Raw genomic sequence first — 17,642 nt, forward strand, 5'->3', positions numbered from 1 at the left:
GGGTATGAGGGATCTGGATAAAGCTATGCTGCCCAATTCCCTCCCTCGGGAGGGGCGGGCAGGAAAAGAGCGGTAGCAGGGAGGGGTTAGCCACGATGCATAACCGACCAAACCCTCCCAGCCATTTCCACACAGCCTCCAAGATCCCTCCTCAAGAAAGGATCTTGAAGGCCACTGTCACACCCCATTGCAAAACATAGTCTGTCACAATTAAATAAAACAATATCACCATGAAAACGATCACATCAACCAAACCATCAACCTTAAAAACCATAGGCATAGCCCTGCTGGCCGCGCTGAGCCTGCTGGCATCGTGCCAAAAGAACGGCGGCGTAAAACCCATACCGACCGAGACCGCAACGCCTATTATCGATTTTACTTGGGTAGGCAAACAAACGGCCCCGGCAACCATCACCTTTACTAATAGCACACAACGTGCTACCGCCTACCGCTGGGATCTGGGTAACGGACAGATATCTACCCTGCAAGCGCCAACGCAGGTCACCTACACCCAACCGGGCACCTACGATATTTTGCTGGTGGCTACCAACGGCGACAAACAGTCGGTACTGAAAAAGACACTGGTGATCGCAGCCAACGATGACCCGGTGGCACACTTCACCTACACTTTTAAGGATCTGCAAAATTCGGCCCCGGCGGTGGTAAACTTCTTTAACGAGTCGGTTGACGCCACGGCTTACGAATGGAATGTTAATGGCGCGCTTTATTCGGCTACCGTCCCGCCAAGTATCAGGTTCAATCAGCCCGGCACTTACAAAGTAAAACTTGTGGCGATAAAGAACGGCATCCGCTCGGCACCGTACGAAGAGACGATCACCGTAGTGGCCGGCGATACGCCGATAGCATCATTCGCATTGGCTTACCACCCCTACCCTTACTCCGTTGGCGAACACATACAGTTTGTAAGCCGATCTATGAATTGCGACGGATGGGAATGGACCTTCGGTACTAACGGGCAAAAAAGCAGCCAGGAGCATCCGCTGGTAAAGTTCGACGCGGCGGGTATGTACACCATTACCCTGGTAGCCAAAAAGGGCAACAAAAGGTCGGAACCAAGGAGCATCAACTTAAAGATCGGTCAGTAGACACATTGTACAGTAAGATCACAATTAATAAAAATCAATACAATTTAAACAACCACAATTCATCATCATCATGAAAACTACATTCAGAACCGCCATTATTGCCCTGATGGGCCTGGCCATAGGCATAACAAGCTGCCGTAAAGACGCGGCTGTAGAACCCGCCCCGGTAAAGGAGCCGTACACCCCGCGCTTAATGAAAATAGAGATGGGCCGCACTACCATCAACCTCAACTATAACGACCATGGCTACCTCAACTTTTTTAAGATGGGCAGCGACAATTACCGCCAGGAGTACTATTTTAATTACGAAGCCAACACCGATAAGCTGACAGTTGGGGTTTACGGCGACAAAGAGCTGACCTTTAATTACGACGGCGATAAGTTAGGCCAAATAGACTACCGCCAGGCCGGCAATGCAGAAAACCCTGTGCTTAACTACACCAAATTCAATTATGCCAACGGCCGCATCAGCGAGATGCTGAACTATTACACCATCGAAGGGCAAATGGCACCATGGGGCAAAAGCGTTTATACCTATTACGCCAACGGCGACCTGAAGTCGGACAAGTATTATTACCTATCGGGCGATGGTTACACGCTTGTGGAACGTACCGAATATGAATACGACGATAAAGCGAATGCATTAGAAGTACCAGAGCCGTTGTATTACATACTTGGCATGCCAAAGTCGGCCCATAACGTTAAAAAGCTGACCACCTACAATATGAACAACATGCTGAACGAGACCAAAACCTACTCGCTGAACTACAACGGCGCCAACAGACCGATCAACGGTGTAGAGAGCACTACGTATGTGGACAGCCCGCCGATCAACAAAAATTACAAATACAGCTACCAGTAAACATCAACCAACATCACTATGACTAACACAATTCATATCAAAATACTGAACGCGTTCAGCAATAACCACAATGGCGGTAACCCCGCCGCCATTGTGCTGCATGCGGATCATTTGACCAACGAAGAGAAACAGTACATTGCCACACAGACAGGACTATCAGAGACCGCCTTCGTGAGCGCGTCCGAAAAAGCCGACCGCAAGCTGGAGTTCTTTACCCCTAACCGGCAGATAGCCCATTGCGGCCATGCAACGATAGCCACCTTTGCTTACCTGAAGCAGGTGGGCCAGATCAAACGTAACCATGCCACTAAAGAGACCATTGATGGTACCCGCTCTATCCTGTACAACAACGGGCAGGTATTTATGGAGCAAATGGCACCGAGCTTCACAGATCCTTACACTGCCGATGTTAACATCATTTACGCGTCGTTAGGTATCAAACCGTCAGTAGTGATGAGTAACCCGGTGCTCACCTACACGGGTAACACCTTCCTGATACTTGAGGTCGATAACGAAAATACCTTGGCCAACCTGCAACCCAACATGGCGCTGATCACGCGAATATCCGAACGTTATGGGCTGATCGGCTATTACGTTTTCTGCAGACCGGATGTGGGCGGTATCGACGCTACGGCAAGGATGTTCGCGCCGGCTTACGGCATTAATGAGGAGGCCGCAACCGGCATGGCGGCCGGTCCACTGGCTTGCTACTTGTTCCGTCAAGGTTTGCAGAAGAGCAGTTACCTGATAGAACAAGGCAGGTTGATGGCCGAGCCCTCGCCAAGCCTCCTCACCGTAAATATGGTTTTGGATGGCGACCGGATCACCTCGCTCTTTGCCGGAGGCGACGCGGTGCTGACGGGGGAGATGGACATATATCTGCCCAATTGCAACCGATCGGTTGCGTAAATGTAAAAGTTAAACAAAAGCGTGTTTTTTGAGCGAAATATCATCAAAAAACACGCTTTTTTCAATCATTATTTTGCGCGAATATGCGGAGCGTCTTCACGTATCTACCCTGATAATACGCGTTGAGCGGAGTCTCTACCACACCCTTATTTTTGCCCGATGTGGAGTGGATGAACTTCAACTCCTCCGTCGGTAAAGACGAGATGATGCCCATGTGGCCGACGGTACGGTCGGTGCTATCCGTCCCGGTAAAAAGGATCAGGTCGCCCATTTTAGCGTCTTTTAGTTCGATGGGATGCTCTACCGGGGTGAAATCTACCGAGGTGCGCGGGACCATAATATCAAAGTGATTGAATACATAGGTTACAAAGCCTGAACAGTCAAAACCCTGTTTAGGATCAATAGATGCATATTTATAAGGGATACCTTGTAATGAGCAGGCAAATTCACGTAGCTCAAGCGGGGTAGTCTTGCCTGTCTTTATTTCGCTGATGTGCTCAGCCTCGTAAGGTGTCATCACAGCGGTATCAGCTAAGGAGCCGCTCGAAGCAGATCGCCGTTCGGGGCGTTCGATACAGCCTGTAAGGGATATCAATAAAAGGAAGGCAGCGTACTTTTGGCGGATCAGCATATGGCAATTTATCTACTGATAATAAACCAATTACGCCAAACTTGTTTGCAAAAAAATAAGGCCACCCGCATAAAACGGATGGCCTTCCCAAATTAAGCGCGGATGTGCTCAATTATGCAGCATCGCGCAAGGCCTTGATCCTGTCATGGCTGGCGTTGATACCTTGTTGCTGATCCGCCAGTACACTACGTACTTCGCCGGTCAACTCAGGGTCTTCTAAAGCCTCTTTGTATGCTTTTTTAATAGCATCTTCACCACGTTCGCATTCAGCTAAGATGCTATGGCGATCGCTACCACCAAAAGTGGCCTTAATGTCTATCCATGCACGGTGCAGAGTACCGGCAATGCTGCTGCCCGTTTCTGTTTCGCCGCTGTTACGACCCACATATTCAGCAAGTTTGGTAATATAATCACGGCTCTCTTCTGCCGACTGGTCAAATAACACCTTCAGGTCGATGTTAGCATCGTCAAGGTCAGCAGCAGCTTTTTCGAAGCCTTCTGCACGGTCGGTGTTGATCTTAATCAGGTCATTTAATACGTCGATAGTTTTTTCTGTAGTTTCCATAGGTTTTTTAATAGATATACTTGTCATTAACCAATGTCGTGCCACATCCATCCATGTGCTGACTATCAGCTAAATAACAATACACAACAGTTAGACACTGTATGTTATTTTAAACAATAGATTATATTTTTTCATAAAAAGAAACAATCGCAAACAAATGATCAAATTTTATGTAGACGCAAACAAAACGTTCATTGGTCGCTTATTACGGCATGATCGCAGAAATAAAACCATTGGACCAAGGTCAGTTGCTAAACTTTTTCACTGATCATCTTAACCGTATACATTGTGCTAAGTCACACATCGTTAAAAGCTTTCCGGCGGTGGCTGATATGGCACATTTCGATGATATTAGACACGCCGTGTTGGAAACCAAGGCCGACGTAGATAAGCAGATAGCACGCATGGAGCAGATCTTTAAGCTTTGTAATTGCACACCGTCCGAAGCGCCTTGCCTGGGTATGGTAGCCTTGTTAAATGAAGCCTTTGTCGCCGTTAAAGAACAAGTCGGAGACCCGCAACTGCGCGATATGGCCATCCTTTTTTATCTGCAAAACATCGAAGGTTTAGAGGCTACATCCTTCCAGATCCTGAAACTGACCGCCGAGCGCTTGGATAATCCACAGATCAGTCAATTATTGCAGGAGAACTACGACGAATCGCGCGAGGACCGTGCCCTATTGGTTTGGTTGACGGAAAAATACCTGTCGGCAACTAAATAATAATTATTTTCGGGCATGCATCATGCCGTTATCCAATACACCTGCCTTTTAGCTATTATCCTGTTCAGCGTAATGCTGGCGAAGAAGATCAAAGTTGCCTACCCTATCGTTCTGGTACTTATCGGTTTGCCGCTTGGATTTGTACCTTTCCTGCAAGGGGTAGAGATAGAACCTGACCTGATCTTTGTGATCTTTCTACCACCTTTACTTTACGAGGCAGCCTGGAATACATCATGGAAAGAGCTTTGGAAATGGCGCCGGCTTATTGCCAGCTTCGCTTTCCCGGTGGTGATATTGACATCGTGCGTGGTAGCTTTTGTATCAGCGGCATTAATACCCGGCTTTACACTGGCTACCGGCTTTTTGTTAGGCGGGATCGTTTCCCCTCCCGATGCGGTATCGGCCAGTAGCATCCTAAAAACCATCAAAGTGCCTAAGCGGATGGTATCCATTGTAGAGGGCGAAAGTTTGCTGAATGATGCATCCAGCTTAGTGGTTTTCCGTTTCGCACTGGCAGCGGTGCTTACCGGCACGTTCAAATTTAGTGATGCCGCCTTTGATTTTGTGCTGGTAATAGCAATGGGTATTGCCGTAGGCGTAGCCGTAGCTATGGTGTTTTACTCCATACACCGCTGGTTGCCAACATCCACCGAAATGGATGTGGTACTCACTTTCATATCACCTTATGCCATGTATATGCTGGCAGAGGAGTTCCATTTTTCGGGTGTATTGGCCGTGGTGAGCGGAGGATTGTTGCTATCGGCACGCAAGCACCAGTTCCTTTCGCACAGTAGTCGCTTACAGAGCGTTAACGTGTGGCAGTCGGTAGCTTTTGTATTGAATGGTATGGTGTTTATGCTTATCGGACTGGAGTTACCTGTGGTTATCCGCAATCTTGGCCCGGAAGGTATGCCTGATGCTATAAAATATGCGGCTATCATAACCGGCGTACTGCTCGTAGCGAGGCTTATTTGCACGTTCGGTGCCACAATAGTTACCAGGATCATGAGCCACATCATCACTGTCGCCGATCCTAACCCGGGCTTTAAACCATCTATTTTATTAGGCTGGACAGGCATGCGCGGCGTGGTATCCTTAGCTGCTGCACTTAGTATCCCCGTGGCGCTTGATTCCGGAGCGGGTTTCCCTAACCGGGATATGATCTTGTTCATCACCTTCGCGGTCATCATTGTTACGCTTGTTTTGCAGGGTCTTACCTTGCCCGCTTTAGTGAGATGGGTGAATATGCCCGACCCTGACGTAACCATCAGTCACGAGCAACAACGCCAACTCATCCAAAAGAAAATGTCGGCCTTGGTGCTGGATGTGATAGATAAGGATTACGCTTATCAGGCCCAACAGAACGGGATGATAGCAGCACTTAAACTACGCTATACTACGGATATGGAACTGCTGAAGGATTGGGAGCAGGATGATAACGATCGCCGCGAGGCCGAATTCTATCAGGATTATTGCCAAATCATGGTGAACTTGTTCACCAAGCAGCGCGACCTGCTACACCAGATAAACAAAGGGGATGACATTGATGAAGAGATCATTAAACACCAAATGGACCTGATAGATCTGGAAGAGGAAAAGTTTCGCCAGCAATGTGTGATCGGCGAAAACAAGTGACCATAGGGGCTGTTCAGTAATAAAGTAGACATACTATGACGGATCATGCTACCGGCCTCGACCGCTTTATAAAAGCTCAGGAAAATGAATATGCGATAGCTCTTGCCGAGATAAAGGCAGGCCGAAAACGCAGCCATTGGATGTGGTACATCTTCCCGCAGATAGCAGGCTTGGGGATGAGTGATATGTCGCGTAGGTATGCAATTCGCGACATTGAAGAAGCAGATGCCTATCTGCATCATCCGTTACTTGGCGCACGTATCGTAGAAATATCCAACGCTTTAGTACAACTCGATGAGACCGACCCGCATGCGATATTCGGCAGCCCCGATGATATGAAACTACGGTCGAGCATGACCTTATTCGCCGCAGTGGAAGGCGCCGATCCCGTGTTCAACAAAGTATTGGATAAACTTTTTAAAGGCACACAAGACCAGGAAACATTGACCAAATTATGAGCACCAAACGCACCATCCCCTTTGAGCCGGAAGAAATGCCGTTAACACCGGAACGCCCCGAAATACAGCCGGTGCCCGATGACCCAAGCATCCCTAACATCCCGGAGGAAGCTCCCGGCAAAATGCCGCAGGAATTGCCGCCTGACCCGATGCCGCAACCGCAAGTGCCGCCTGAGGTACAATAAGACCTTTTTTGTAGAGATATGATACCTCGTGTTTGCCACTTATACAAAGCATATATGCAGATCGGACCTTTGTAGCGATAGACATGAGGTATCGTGTCTTTACGGAATTGTTACGACCTATAATTTCCATCATCCCCAATAAAAGCTTAGCTTTAAGGCACACTCTTTAAACATGCACCAATACTATCCTAATTTAACAAAACAGCTTGCTGTTGGCTTGGCAATATTTTGCGCTTCGGCAACCTCCGCACAAACGAATCTAAGCCGCAAACAGGCCGATGCTTTGGCCACTACCGAATTGGCAGCGCAAATGGCCATCCAAAAACCGAAAGCCGAAGCCGACCGCGACGCTAAGGAGATCAAATACAAAAACTTCACGTTGAAATATACTACCCAGATCTTCGGCGAGAAACCTGCCGGAGGCCGTAGCCTTTGGATATCGCTGCATGGTGGTGGCGGCACTACGCCAAAGGCTAATGACCAGCAATGGGAAAATCAAAAGAAGTTATATCAGCCTGCCGAGGGTGTTTATTTTGTGCCCCGCAGTCCGCAGAACGTTTGGAACATGTGGCATGACTACCCGATGGACCAGTTCATTGCCGAGATCATTAAGAACGAGGTGGTGCTTGATGATGTGAATCCCGACAAGGTTTACGTGATGGGCTACTCTGCCGGTGGCGATGGGACGTTTCAGTTAGGTCCGCGCCTGGCGGATCACTGGGCTGCCGTGGCTATGATGGCCGGTCACCCGGGCGATGCTGAGATACTGAATTTAAAGAATGTGCCTTTCACCGCCTTTGTTGGTGGTAAGGACGCAGCCTATAAACGTAACGAGCTGGTAGCCCAGTGGGGCAAGCGGATGGACAGCTTGTCCGCAACCTACAAAGGCAGTTTTATACACGACACTCACGTTTATCCAGACATGCCGCACTGGATGGGCCGTAAGGACACCATTGCCCTGCCGTGGATGGCCGCCTACACCCGCGATGCCTTGCCTAAGGACGTGATCTGGGTTCAGGATGATATTTTGCGTGATCAGTTCTATTGGTTAGGGCGCCCGTTGGATGGTGCCAAACAAGGCCAAATGGCAAGGGTTGCTGTTAAGGGTAATGATATCGACGTTATTGAAAACACCAACAACATACTCTACATCTACCTGAACGACCAGCTACTTAACCTGGATAAGAAAGTGACCGTAAGCATCCATGGTAAAAAAGCATTCAGCGCTAAAGTTGCGCGTAATACATCGGTGATCAAAGAGACCGTAGGTATGCGTATGGATAAGAGCCTGATCTTTAGCGGTAAGTTAATGATCAAAGATGGTAAGGTGAGCGTGATGTAAGGTGGTATAAATTAACCGATCACCGTTAACAGTAAATAAAAAGAGCGACACACATCGAATTGCGTGTCGCTCTTTTTATTTGGCTACTTCTTTGCTAAGGTATAGCTCCCCGAGAGGTCTGTGGCATTGAACAAACTTTGAAAATCGCCACCGCCCGATCCATGCATGACCACCTGTACCCCGGGCATACTCGCTAATGAGGATGCGCTTTGCTTTACGCCGTTAACCGTCACCTGCATTGCGCCCATATTCATGCCCGGCAACATCAGGTTATACTTAAAAACCCCGCCAATAATGAGGTGATTAATGTATTTTAAGGGAATGGCTACCTCGCAATTAAGTGCACGGTTAGCATCTAATTTAACGGCCTGCTTAATATCATATTCGTTATAGACAGAGATGGTGGTATCGGCGATATCTTTTACTCCGGTAAAATTAATATCCTTAATAGCGCCATTGATCTGCGCGTTAAGGGCTGCTATCAGTGAGTCGGTCTTTGCATCTTTATCCTTCAACTTTTGTGACACGCTGCCCCTGCCGGTCGGCTGCACCAACATACCCGACAGCACGACCGGCTGATCTGCTTTGTTAGCTCCTATTATCTTTAATTTAAAGCCGCCGCTGAGTATTTTGTTAATGGTCGGGCCGTCGGTGACCTGAATAGCCAGGTACAGGTTATCATCGTCATTAGCTATCGTGTAAGCAATAGACGTAGCACCGTTCTTAGCCTCAAATTTGTCGTTCCACTCGGTGGTCTTACCGTCGATCTTGATCCCGGCAGGCGCATAAACGCTTGTCTTTTGCACATTAGGCAATTTCTGCGCGAACAGATTGGCCCTGAACAGGCATACCAATAACATCAGGATGGCGAGCAATAGAATCGTTTTGTTTTTCATAGACATTGTATTGTGGGGTTTATTTGATAACAGAAGGATACAAATCTACGAATATTTCGTAGATTAAGAATTTGTAGCGTGATCATTACAAATGGCTATGAAATACTTTTAATTCCCTCCTTGGGGAGGGGTGCGGTTGATAATGAGCGCAAAGGCAGGGAGGGGTTAGCCACGATGCAAAGCGACGAAACCCCTCCCTGCCACTTCTCATCTCCTCGCGCCCCTCCCCAAGGAGGGAATTATAAAAAACAAAAGCCCCAAAGCTTACGCTCCGAGGCTTCTAAAAATAACTTTTATCTTTTTAGAATTTCAGGTGTTTCACCGTCAATCCGTTATTAATGAGTTGTTTTAAAGACTCGATACCGATACGTAAGTGTGTCTCCACATATTGCTCGGTCACTTTTGAGTCGCTCTCGGCGGTCTTTACACCTTCGGGGATCATTGGCTGATCTGACACTAACAACAATGCTCCGGTCGGGATCTTGTTAGCAAAACCTGTGGTGAAGATGGTTGCTGTTTCCATGTCAATAGCCATGGCGCGCAGCGTCTTCAGATATTTCTTAAATTCCTTATCATGCTCCCAAACGCGGCGGTTGGTGGTGTAGCATGTACCGGTCCAGTAGTCGCGGCCTAATTCGCGCATGGTGGTCGATATCGCTTTTTGCAAGGCGAATGATGGTAGTGCCGGCACCTCAGCAGGTAAGTAATCGTTTGATGTACCTTCCCCACGAATAGCCGCTATAGGCAAAATGTAATCTCCTACGTTGTTCTTCTTTTTTAAGCCGCCACATTTTCCAAGAAAGATAACTGCCTTGGGTTTGATGGCGGTCAGCAGGTCCATTACCGTGGCCGCTACCGAACTCCCCATACCAAAGTTGATGATGGTGATGCCGTTGGCTGTAACGCTCTGCATTGGCTTATCCAGACCCATGATGGGTGCGTTGTCGTTCCACTCCGAGAACATGCCCAAGTACTTTGAGAAGTTAGTAAGGATAATGTAGCCTCCAAAATCGGCCAGGGTGCGGCCCGTGTAACGCGGTAACCAGTTGGCTACAATGCTTTCTTTGGTTTTTAATCCACTACGGATCGGAGTTGATACTTCTTTAGGTTGCGGTGTCTCGTTGGCGATCGCGTCTTTTTTTACTTCTTTTTCTTCGTTCATAATTTTGCTCTCCTGTCCCCTCCTTTAGGGGAATAATTATATATGATATTTGTTAATTCGATCGTTGTTGGTGGTTGCCTGACCGTCGCGGTCGGGTGTGTGCACCAAGTTGTTGCGCAACCCTAAATCGCGCTTCCCCTCTTGAGAGGGGCCAGGGGTGTGTTCGTCGTATGCATGGCCTGCGAAAGGACAAACCCCTATGAAAGTCAGTGCGGTTGGTTCGTTCGGTGCGTCCTCTCTCAAGAGAGGAAACCTTGGTTTATAACATCCGAACGAAACCTCCGGATACAACAAACCCCGGCGTTTCACCAGGGCTTATTATGCTTGCATAGCAAAAGTACGATTTCATTTTGGAATTCGTGTTAAGCTACCTTTAATTTCTTGATATCTGATTTCTCGAACTTCTCTAAAGCGTAGTCCAAATTAACCGTAAGACGTTTTACATCCTTCTTGCTCGGGAACTCGAACATGGCATCTATCATGATCGCCTCGCATATCGAGCGCAAGCCACGGGCACCTAATTTAAACTCCATCGCTTTATCAACAATAAAGTCTAAAACGTCATCCTCAAAGTCAAGCTTTACACCTTCGTAATCGAACAGTTTTTTATACTGTTTCAATAACGAATTTTTCGGCTCGGTCAAGATGTTGTGTAGCGCTTCGCGATCAAGCGGATTCAAGTAGGTCAGCACCGGTAAACGACCGATCAGCTCAGGTATCAACCCGAACGATTTAAGATCTTGCGGGGTGATGTATTTGTACAGGTTCTTCAGATCCACATCACCTTCGTCATTCCTCATTTTGTAACCCACGGTTTGGGTACGTAACCTGCCGGCTATCTTTTTATCTATACCATCAAATGCGCCACCGCAAATGAACAAGATATTGCTGGTGTTGACGGTGATCATCTTCTGATCGGGATGCTTACGGCCACCCTGAGGCGGTACGTTAACCATCGTTCCTTCTAATATTTTCAATAAAGCCTGCTGAACACCCTCGCCAGATACGTCGCGGGTGATAGAAGCATTATCGCTTTTACGGGCTATCTTATCCACCTCGTCAATGTAAACGATACCTTTTTCAGCAGCGGTCACATCGTAATCTGCATTTTGTAACAGACGGGTAAGGATGCTTTCAACGTCCTCGCCTACGTAACCGGCCTCGGTGAGTACGGTAGCGTCGCAAATACAAAAAGGAACGTTAAGGATCTTAGCAATGGTTTTGGCCAGTAAGGTTTTGCCTGTACCGGTCTCCCCAACCATTACGATGTTCGATTTTTCAATCTCTACATCGTCCTTCTCCACACGTTGGTTAAGGCGTTTGTAATGATTATACACCGCGACAGAAAGTACTTTTTTGGCATCGTCCTGACCGATGATGTATTGATCAAGGTGCGATTTTATCTCCGCCGGTTTCAGTATAGACGGCGCTGCCGGAGAAGATTTTACTTTGCGAACCTTCAACTCTTCAGCCAAGATCTCGTTAGCCTGGTTAACACATTTATCACAAATGTGCGCATCAAGCCCGGCGATCAGCATCAGGGAATCCTGTTTGCCTGCTCCGCAAAATGAGCATCTGATCTCCTTGCTGTTTTTAGTCATAGTTGAAGGGGTTTTATAACAAAGTTAAATAATTACATATAAATATACAATTATTAAGGGTTAATGGTTTTGCCACCACCACCCTTAATAATTATATCATAAACCTCCGTCTTATTTCTCGCTGCCGGAGCGTAAGATCTCGTCAACCATACCAAAGGCTTTTGCCTCTTCGGCTATCATCCAGTGGTCACGGTCTGATGCATCCCAAACTTGTTGGTATGGTGTACCTGAGTGTTTAGAGATGATCTCGTACAATTCTTGTTTCAATTTAGCGATCTCGCGCGCGGTGATCTCAATGTCAGACGCCTGACCTTGCGCACCGCCCATCGGTTGGTGGATCATTACGCGTGAGTGTGGTAACGCGGCGCGTTTGCCATCGGTACCGGCACAAAGCAATACCGCTGCCATTGATGCTGCCATACCTGTACAGATGGTAGCCACATCATTACTGATGAATTGCATAGTATCATAAATACCTAAACCTGCATAAACCGAACCACCCGGCGAGTTAATGTAGATCTGGATATCACGTTTAGCATCGGCAGATTGTAAGAATAATAGCTGGGCTTGAATGATATTTGCATTTTGATCGTAGATAGCGTCACCTAAAAAGATGATACGGTCCATCATTAAACGTGAGAATACGTCCATCGCCTGTACATTTAGTTGGCGCTCCTCTAAGATATAGGGCGTCATCGCCACAGGATGGTTCCTGCTGATGGCCGATGGCATAGCGCTTCTGTCGACACCAGAGATGAACTGATCTACAGCGATGCTATTAATGCGGTGATGCTTTACCGCGTATTTTCTGAACTCGTCTTTATTAATTTGATCCATTGGTATTGGTGTTTTGTTGGGTTTCGTCCCGGGTAAATATAATTGTTAGTTGAATACTTATTAATGCATAAGGTTTGCGCAAAGTAAAATTATTTGGACAAAAAAAAGCAACTCCGTAGGGAATTGCTTTTTGGTGATATTATCTAAGTCCGAAGCCGATAGTCGTAAGTCTAAAGTCTTTTCTTACTTCTTACTTAAGACTTTGAACTTAAGACTTAACTTACTTTCGCGAACTCAGTAGCGCTGATCTCTTTGTTATCAACGGTCATCAAACCTTTAAGGTTCTCGATAACCTTAGCGCCTTTAACCTCGTCGAAAATGCGGTTAGCGTTCTCTTTGTTCTGTAAGAACTGAACGGTGTATTGTGCTAACTGATCATCGGCCAAAGGTTGCGGGCTGTACATGCGGAACTGTGCATCTAAACGTGCTTTAGCAGCTTCGAACACTTCAGAATACTCCACCTTGATGTCGTTATCTTTCATGATCTTATTGCCTACCAGGGTCCAACGCAAGTTCTTTGCAAAATCGTCGTAACCACCTTGCAACTCTTCTTCGGTCAGTTTTCCGTTAGTAACTTTTAACCAACGTTTCAAGAACTCGTCAGGTAACTCGAAGTTCACTTTACCTACTACATAATTAAAGATATCGGTCTGTACCTTGCGCTCAGAATCCTGGGTCATCATGGCTTCAACTTCTTCTTTCACTTTGTTGCGGAACTCCTCTTCGGTAGTTACTACACCTTCACCAAATAATTTATCAAAGAACTCCTGGTCAAGATCGGCCTCGCCTAAACGGTTAACATTTTTTACCGTTAAGCTAAAGTTCGACTTTAACTCTGCAGCGGTCTCTTCGTCTATACCTAAGATTGCGGCGATACGTGCAGCATCATTATTGTATGCTTTTTGCACGTCCAAATTAACTACGTCGTCTTTTTTAAGACCGACCAGCGACTTTTGGATAGCGGCATCTTGTACCTGATCTAAACGCACAGAACCTGTATGCTCAATACCACCTTCAAAAACAGAACCATCCGGAGAAAGTTGTTTTAAAACGCCATAAAGCACGTCATCTTCTGCCGATACGTCAGGGTTTGACATTTTGCCATAGCTACGACGCAAGTTTTTGATGCGCGCGTTCAAAGTTTCGTCATCAACCTTGATATCGTATTTGGTCACTTTATCTTTTGATGTGATATCCAAAGCAAAGTTAGGGGCCAATCCAACCTCGTAGTTGAATACGAAGTTATCTGTAAAGTCCCAGTTATAATCTTTAGCGCCATCCTCTACCGGTAGTGGTTGACCTAATACTTCTAATTGTTGCTCGTTCAGGTAATTGTTCAGGGTATCTGACAGCATGCTGTTGATCTCTTCGACCAAAATGCTTTTACCGTACATACGTTTGATGTGGCCGGTAGGCACCATGCCCTTGCGGAAGCCCGGGATGTTAGCTTTTTTAGCCTGGTCTTTTATCGCTTTCTCAACACGTGGCGCGTAATCAACGGCATCCAGGTTGATGGTTATCACTGCATTCAGGTTATCCTTTTTTTCCTGTGAGATATTCATCTTTTGATACTTATAATTTTAATGGACGGAGGGGCGCTTTAAAGCAAAAAAATACCTTTGCGCCACATAAATTCAGGGCGCAAAGGTATAAATTATTTTTAAAAACCGGATGCTAAATTAAGGTGCGGGTAACCCTTGCTTAACTTATTATTAACGGCTTATCCCCTGCGGCGCCCACCACGCTGGTTAGCCCTTGTGTTTGGGGCATCGCCACCGGCGCCCGGGCCAAAACCTTTCATCTCGCTGTTAAAGGTCACGGTAGATGATACAGTTTTACCGTTTAGTTTGGCCGGAATAAAGGCCAGGATATCGGCCGGAACGTCAACGATCTTTTGTGTCACGATCTTTATCCCGTCTGAACTTTTGATGGTAGCCACCCACGACTTGATCTCGCCATTCTCGTCTATCACCAACGCGTGGGTCACTTTATTACTCCCGGCGTCTGATACAGCGGTTTCAAAATCGGTGCTTGCTACCAACATTTTAAAACCATTGTAGCCGCCAAGTTTAATAGCCGGGACTATAGAATCGCCGGGGGCTGCGGCATCTATCACGGTTTGTATAGCTGCCGGCGGCGCGTTCGACACTACTTTTTTTGCGGTGTAATCGTACTGCTGCTCTAACTGGTCATCATTATAAAAGTTCCAGATACCGGCACGCTGGCCCTGCACGTACTTGCCGCTGGCCACCACCTTTTTATCAATAATCAGTTGGTAAAATCCGTGCTTTACCTTCTTATCAGACTTCAGCACCATAAATTGCTCGTTGAATTTGCCTATGCTGTTACTTTTTTTGACCGTATCCTGCGCGTAAGCGCCAAAAGCGATCGTAGTTAAGATCAGGAGTAAAAATCTCTTCATTTTGATAGTTCGTTAATAGTTCGCTTAAATTTATAGAATATCCTCAAAAAAGCAAACTGTCAACTATCAAATTTATTTACCACTAAACTTAACCACTTGATTTTTCACGGGCTTTATGGTCTTTAAATAAGCGTAAATGGCTTCCAGATCGGCAGGCCTCATTCCGGCATACATCAGCCATGGCATTACGGTCTGGAACTCGCCAGGCTTTACATCGGCAGGCTTGTAAGTACTATCGGCATACATCCTAAAACGGGCAACAAATTGATCCTTGGTCCAACGGCCTATCCCTGTGTCTTTATCGGGCGTAATGTTAGCACTCCGGACGGTAGCCCCGCCGGGCAGCCCAAACTCGTAGCCACCGGCAAATTCCATCCCAGGTATATGCGCGCCTTTATCGGCTTTGGTATGGCAATCCATACAAGCGGCCGCAGCTACCAAATATTCGCCATATTTCAGCGTATCACTTTCGGCAGGACGCTTGCCCAGGTTGGCTTTTTGCGGCATGGTGTGTATCAGTATATTTAAAGGAAAATCCAATTGCCGTTCGGGATACTCGGCTCTCTTTGGCTCTAACGTGCGGATGTAAGCAATGATATCATAAATATCTTCGCGATCCATTTTAGCGTACGATGCCCAGGGCATGATCGGAAATATAGCCGAACCATCCTTTTTTACCCCAGTAGTGATGGCCCGAAAAAGTTCGCCATCGGTCCAGTTCTTTAAATTGAATGGGGTGATATTAGGGATGTAAACCGTACCGGGGAAGCCCATTGCCGGATCAAATTTATCGCCCCCCATACCTAACTTGTCGGCAGAAATAGGTCCGCCGAATTTAGACATATCGCGGCCGGAATGACAATCCATACAAACGGTTACGTGTGTGGCCAGGTATTTGCCTCGTTTAATGCGTTCCGGTGTATAACTTATCTTGATGTTTTCGGGTTTGCCAACGTTTGGCAACGCTAATGTGAGATAAGATACCGCCGCAGTAATGACCACGACCAAGGCGATCACGATAATGGCCAGCCATTTTCTAACTTTTTTCATGTTAATAAGGTGATGTTTTAAATGTGACTATGGTTGATAGATGGTGATTTGAAGACAGATGTGACAGAGGATCAGATATTTCCGGCGTTTTTTCTGATAGGCATTTAAATATACAAGAAAATAAAATAGGTATCTAATTAGATCTTAATGTTTTAGTAACCAAATAATGACATTTGGACGATGCCCCGCGCCGAACATTATCCCGACCTTGCTGTTCTACTTTAAATAACATACTATCATGAGCATCCCGTTTAAAAAAACCTTCACTATCGGTAAAGATCTTACTGTAAACCGCATGGGATATGGCGCAATGCGCATTACCGGCAAAGGCGTTTGGGGGCCGCCGAAAGATAAGGACGAAGCTATCCGTGTGTTAAAACGGACCATAGAACTGGGCATTAATTTTATTGATACGGCCGACAGCTACGGCCCTAATGTGTCTGAAGAATTGATAGCCGAAGCATTACACCCCTACGCTGCCGACCTGGTGATAGGCACTAAAGGTGGCCTGCTCCGCACCGGTCCGGATCAATGGCCTGTCGACGCAAGCCCGGAGCATTTAAAAGAAGCCTTAGATGGCAGCTTGCAAAGATTGAAAGTGGAACAAATAGACCTGTACCAACTCCACCGCATCGACCCAAATGTGCCGGCTGATAAAACCTTTAAGTTTTTGCAAAAGGCCCAGCAAGATGGCAAGATCAAACACATCGGCCTGTCCGAAGTATCGGTAGAGCAGATCAAACATGCGCAACAGTTTTTTGATGTGGTATCGGTACAAAATATGTACAGTATCGATAACCGTAAATGGGAGTCGGTATTGAAATACACGCAAGAACAGGATATCGCTTTCATCCCATGGTATCCGTTAAATGCGGGCAATATTGCGGCGCAAGAGAAATTACAATTGATAGCCCGCAAGCAAAGTTATACTGTACATCAGGTAGCATTAGCTTGGTTACTTCAACATTCGGATAATATCCTGTTGATCCCAGGCACCTCAAGCGTGAAACACTTAGAAGAAAATTATAAGGCCCTGGACATTCAACTATCAGCAGATGACCTGGCCGTCATGAATGACTTGCAGCCCATCTCTCAATAAAGGGTAATTACTTTTTGTAACAATTATAGCGGCGCAGCAATGTTGCCGCTATTTTTTTGAACTCGAAACCAGGTCAAAAACTATTCAGTAAACTAATTGTTACTCTATATCGTATTAGAATTACCTTAACAGCTATCTGTTTTGATTAACATTGTATCCT

At 46.5% G+C, this 17,642-nt stretch carries 18 protein-coding genes; 9 read left to right on the forward strand and 9 right to left on the reverse strand.

Annotated elements, in window-relative coordinates:
* Positions 1-230: 230 nt before the first annotated feature.
* The 3 genes from IRJ16_RS12455 (at position 231) to IRJ16_RS12465 (ending at position 2,877) form a co-directional block, all read left to right on the forward strand.
* Positions 231-1,106 (forward strand): PKD domain-containing protein, encoded by an 876-nt coding sequence (locus IRJ16_RS12455; protein ID WP_194111906.1) that lies wholly within the window; start codon positions 231-233, stop codon positions 1,104-1,106.
* Positions 1,107-1,176: 70 nt separating this feature from the next.
* Positions 1,177-1,968 (forward strand): hypothetical protein, encoded by a 792-nt coding sequence (locus IRJ16_RS12460; protein ID WP_194111907.1) that lies wholly within the window; start codon positions 1,177-1,179, stop codon positions 1,966-1,968.
* Between the two features lie 18 nt (positions 1,969-1,986).
* Entirely contained in the window at positions 1,987-2,877 is an 891-nt protein-coding gene (locus tag IRJ16_RS12465) for a PhzF family phenazine biosynthesis protein (protein WP_194111908.1), read from the forward strand.
* Positions 2,878-2,938: 61 nt separating this feature from the next.
* On the opposite strand, the gene IRJ16_RS12470 is transcribed toward IRJ16_RS12465, so the two are convergent.
* Positions 2,939-3,508, reverse strand: coding sequence for a C40 family peptidase (locus IRJ16_RS12470; protein ID WP_194111909.1), 570 nt, complete (start codon positions 3,506-3,508; stop codon positions 2,939-2,941).
* Between the two features lie 112 nt (positions 3,509-3,620).
* The gene (locus IRJ16_RS12475) at positions 3,621-4,073 is read right to left on the reverse strand and encodes a PA2169 family four-helix-bundle protein (protein ID WP_194111910.1); all 453 of its coding nucleotides are present in this window, start codon (positions 4,071-4,073) and stop codon (positions 3,621-3,623) included.
* A gap of 212 nt (positions 4,074-4,285) precedes the next feature.
* Between IRJ16_RS12475 and IRJ16_RS12480 the strand changes: the two genes are divergently transcribed.
* From IRJ16_RS12480 to IRJ16_RS12500, 5 genes are all read left to right on the forward strand, one after another.
* Positions 4,286-4,795 (forward strand): DUF892 family protein, encoded by a 510-nt coding sequence (locus tag IRJ16_RS12480; RefSeq protein WP_194111911.1) that lies wholly within the window; start codon positions 4,286-4,288, stop codon positions 4,793-4,795.
* A gap of 15 nt (positions 4,796-4,810) precedes the next feature.
* Entirely contained in the window at positions 4,811-6,430 is a 1,620-nt protein-coding gene (locus tag IRJ16_RS12485) for a Na+/H+ antiporter (protein WP_194111912.1), read from the forward strand.
* 35 nt (positions 6,431-6,465) lie between these two features.
* Entirely contained in the window at positions 6,466-6,888 is a 423-nt protein-coding gene (locus IRJ16_RS12490) for a DUF1810 domain-containing protein (RefSeq protein WP_194111913.1), read from the forward strand.
* Positions 6,885-7,073: a hypothetical protein gene (locus IRJ16_RS12495; protein ID WP_194111914.1), complete on the forward strand. Its 189-nt coding sequence runs from the start codon at positions 6,885-6,887 to the stop codon at positions 7,071-7,073. Before IRJ16_RS12490 ends, IRJ16_RS12495 begins: the two co-directional genes overlap by 4 nt.
* Positions 7,074-7,245: 172 nt before the next feature.
* Positions 7,246-8,415: an alpha/beta hydrolase family protein gene (locus tag IRJ16_RS12500; protein WP_194111915.1), complete on the forward strand. Its 1,170-nt coding sequence runs from the start codon at positions 7,246-7,248 to the stop codon at positions 8,413-8,415.
* 83 nt (positions 8,416-8,498) lie between these two features.
* Here the strand turns inward: IRJ16_RS12500 and IRJ16_RS12505 are convergent, their stop codons facing one another.
* From IRJ16_RS12505 to IRJ16_RS12535, 7 genes are all read right to left on the reverse strand, one after another.
* A complete protein-coding gene (locus IRJ16_RS12505) occupies positions 8,499-9,311 on the reverse strand; it encodes a hypothetical protein (RefSeq protein WP_194111916.1) in 813 nt (270 codons plus the stop codon).
* Positions 9,312-9,612: 301 nt separating this feature from the next.
* Positions 9,613-10,473, reverse strand: a complete 861-nt coding sequence (locus IRJ16_RS12510; RefSeq protein ID WP_194111917.1) for an AMP nucleosidase — start codon at positions 10,471-10,473, stop codon at positions 9,613-9,615.
* A gap of 362 nt (positions 10,474-10,835) precedes the next feature.
* On the reverse strand, positions 10,836-12,074 hold the full coding sequence (clpX, locus tag IRJ16_RS12515) for an ATP-dependent Clp protease ATP-binding subunit ClpX (protein WP_194111918.1): 1,239 nt from the start codon (positions 12,072-12,074) through the stop codon (positions 10,836-10,838).
* A 111-nt stretch (positions 12,075-12,185) separates the two neighbouring features.
* Entirely contained in the window at positions 12,186-12,911 is a 726-nt protein-coding gene (clpP, locus tag IRJ16_RS12520) for an ATP-dependent Clp endopeptidase proteolytic subunit ClpP (RefSeq protein ID WP_194111920.1), read from the reverse strand.
* A 215-nt stretch (positions 12,912-13,126) separates the two neighbouring features.
* Positions 13,127-14,473, reverse strand: a complete 1,347-nt coding sequence (gene tig / locus IRJ16_RS12525) for a trigger factor (protein WP_194111921.1) — start codon at positions 14,471-14,473, stop codon at positions 13,127-13,129.
* A 158-nt stretch (positions 14,474-14,631) separates the two neighbouring features.
* Complete coding sequence (locus IRJ16_RS12530; RefSeq protein WP_194111923.1) at positions 14,632-15,333, reverse strand: hypothetical protein; 702 nt, start codon at positions 15,331-15,333, stop codon at positions 14,632-14,634.
* 72 nt (positions 15,334-15,405) lie between these two features.
* Complete coding sequence (locus tag IRJ16_RS12535; RefSeq protein ID WP_194111926.1) at positions 15,406-16,383, reverse strand: c-type cytochrome; 978 nt, start codon at positions 16,381-16,383, stop codon at positions 15,406-15,408.
* Positions 16,384-16,621: 238 nt separating this feature from the next.
* Between IRJ16_RS12535 and IRJ16_RS12540 the strand changes: the two genes are divergently transcribed.
* Positions 16,622-17,482 carry an aldo/keto reductase gene (locus IRJ16_RS12540; RefSeq protein WP_194111927.1) on the forward strand — a complete coding sequence of 287 codons (861 nt, stop codon included), beginning with the start codon at positions 16,622-16,624 and terminating at the stop codon, positions 17,480-17,482.
* The last annotated feature ends 160 nt before the right edge of the window (positions 17,483-17,642 follow it).

This window comes from Mucilaginibacter myungsuensis (genome assembly GCF_015222005.1).
GTDB classification, from domain to species: Bacteria; Bacteroidota; Bacteroidia; order Sphingobacteriales; family Sphingobacteriaceae; genus Mucilaginibacter; species Mucilaginibacter myungsuensis.

What these genes read in the sequence shown, in the direction of transcription:
- IRJ16_RS12465 (WP_194111908.1), top strand. Translation starts at nt 1,987, where the DNA reads ATGACTAACACAATTCATATCAAAATACTGAACGCGTTCAGCAATAAC.
- clpX (WP_194111918.1), bottom strand. Translation starts at nt 12,074, where the DNA reads ATGACTAAAAACAGCAAGGAGATCAGATGCTCATTTTGCGGAGCAGGC.
- IRJ16_RS12470 (WP_194111909.1), bottom strand. Translation starts at nt 3,508, where the DNA reads ATGCTGATCCGCCAAAAGTACGCTGCCTTCCTTTTATTGATATCCCTT.
- IRJ16_RS12505 (WP_194111916.1), bottom strand. Translation starts at nt 9,311, where the DNA reads ATGAAAAACAAAACGATTCTATTGCTCGCCATCCTGATGTTATTGGTA.
- IRJ16_RS12490 (WP_194111913.1), top strand. Translation starts at nt 6,466, where the DNA reads ATGACGGATCATGCTACCGGCCTCGACCGCTTTATAAAAGCTCAGGAA.
- IRJ16_RS12500 (WP_194111915.1), top strand. Translation starts at nt 7,246, where the DNA reads ATGCACCAATACTATCCTAATTTAACAAAACAGCTTGCTGTTGGCTTG.
- IRJ16_RS12540 (WP_194111927.1), top strand. Translation starts at nt 16,622, where the DNA reads ATGAGCATCCCGTTTAAAAAAACCTTCACTATCGGTAAAGATCTTACT.
- IRJ16_RS12460 (WP_194111907.1), top strand. Translation starts at nt 1,177, where the DNA reads ATGAAAACTACATTCAGAACCGCCATTATTGCCCTGATGGGCCTGGCC.
- clpP (WP_194111920.1), bottom strand. Translation starts at nt 12,911, where the DNA reads ATGGATCAAATTAATAAAGACGAGTTCAGAAAATACGCGGTAAAGCAT.
- IRJ16_RS12530 (WP_194111923.1), bottom strand. Translation starts at nt 15,333, where the DNA reads ATGAAGAGATTTTTACTCCTGATCTTAACTACGATCGCTTTTGGCGCT.
- IRJ16_RS12485 (WP_194111912.1), top strand. Translation starts at nt 4,811, where the DNA reads ATGCATCATGCCGTTATCCAATACACCTGCCTTTTAGCTATTATCCTG.
- IRJ16_RS12455 (WP_194111906.1), top strand. Translation starts at nt 231, where the DNA reads ATGAAAACGATCACATCAACCAAACCATCAACCTTAAAAACCATAGGC.
- tig (WP_194111921.1), bottom strand. Translation starts at nt 14,473, where the DNA reads ATGAATATCTCACAGGAAAAAAAGGATAACCTGAATGCAGTGATAACC.
- IRJ16_RS12535 (WP_194111926.1), bottom strand. Translation starts at nt 16,383, where the DNA reads ATGAAAAAAGTTAGAAAATGGCTGGCCATTATCGTGATCGCCTTGGTC.
- IRJ16_RS12495 (WP_194111914.1), top strand. Translation starts at nt 6,885, where the DNA reads ATGAGCACCAAACGCACCATCCCCTTTGAGCCGGAAGAAATGCCGTTA.
- IRJ16_RS12510 (WP_194111917.1), bottom strand. Translation starts at nt 10,473, where the DNA reads ATGAACGAAGAAAAAGAAGTAAAAAAAGACGCGATCGCCAACGAGACA.
- IRJ16_RS12475 (WP_194111910.1), bottom strand. Translation starts at nt 4,073, where the DNA reads ATGGAAACTACAGAAAAAACTATCGACGTATTAAATGACCTGATTAAG.
- IRJ16_RS12480 (WP_194111911.1), top strand. Translation starts at nt 4,286, where the DNA reads ATGATCGCAGAAATAAAACCATTGGACCAAGGTCAGTTGCTAAACTTT.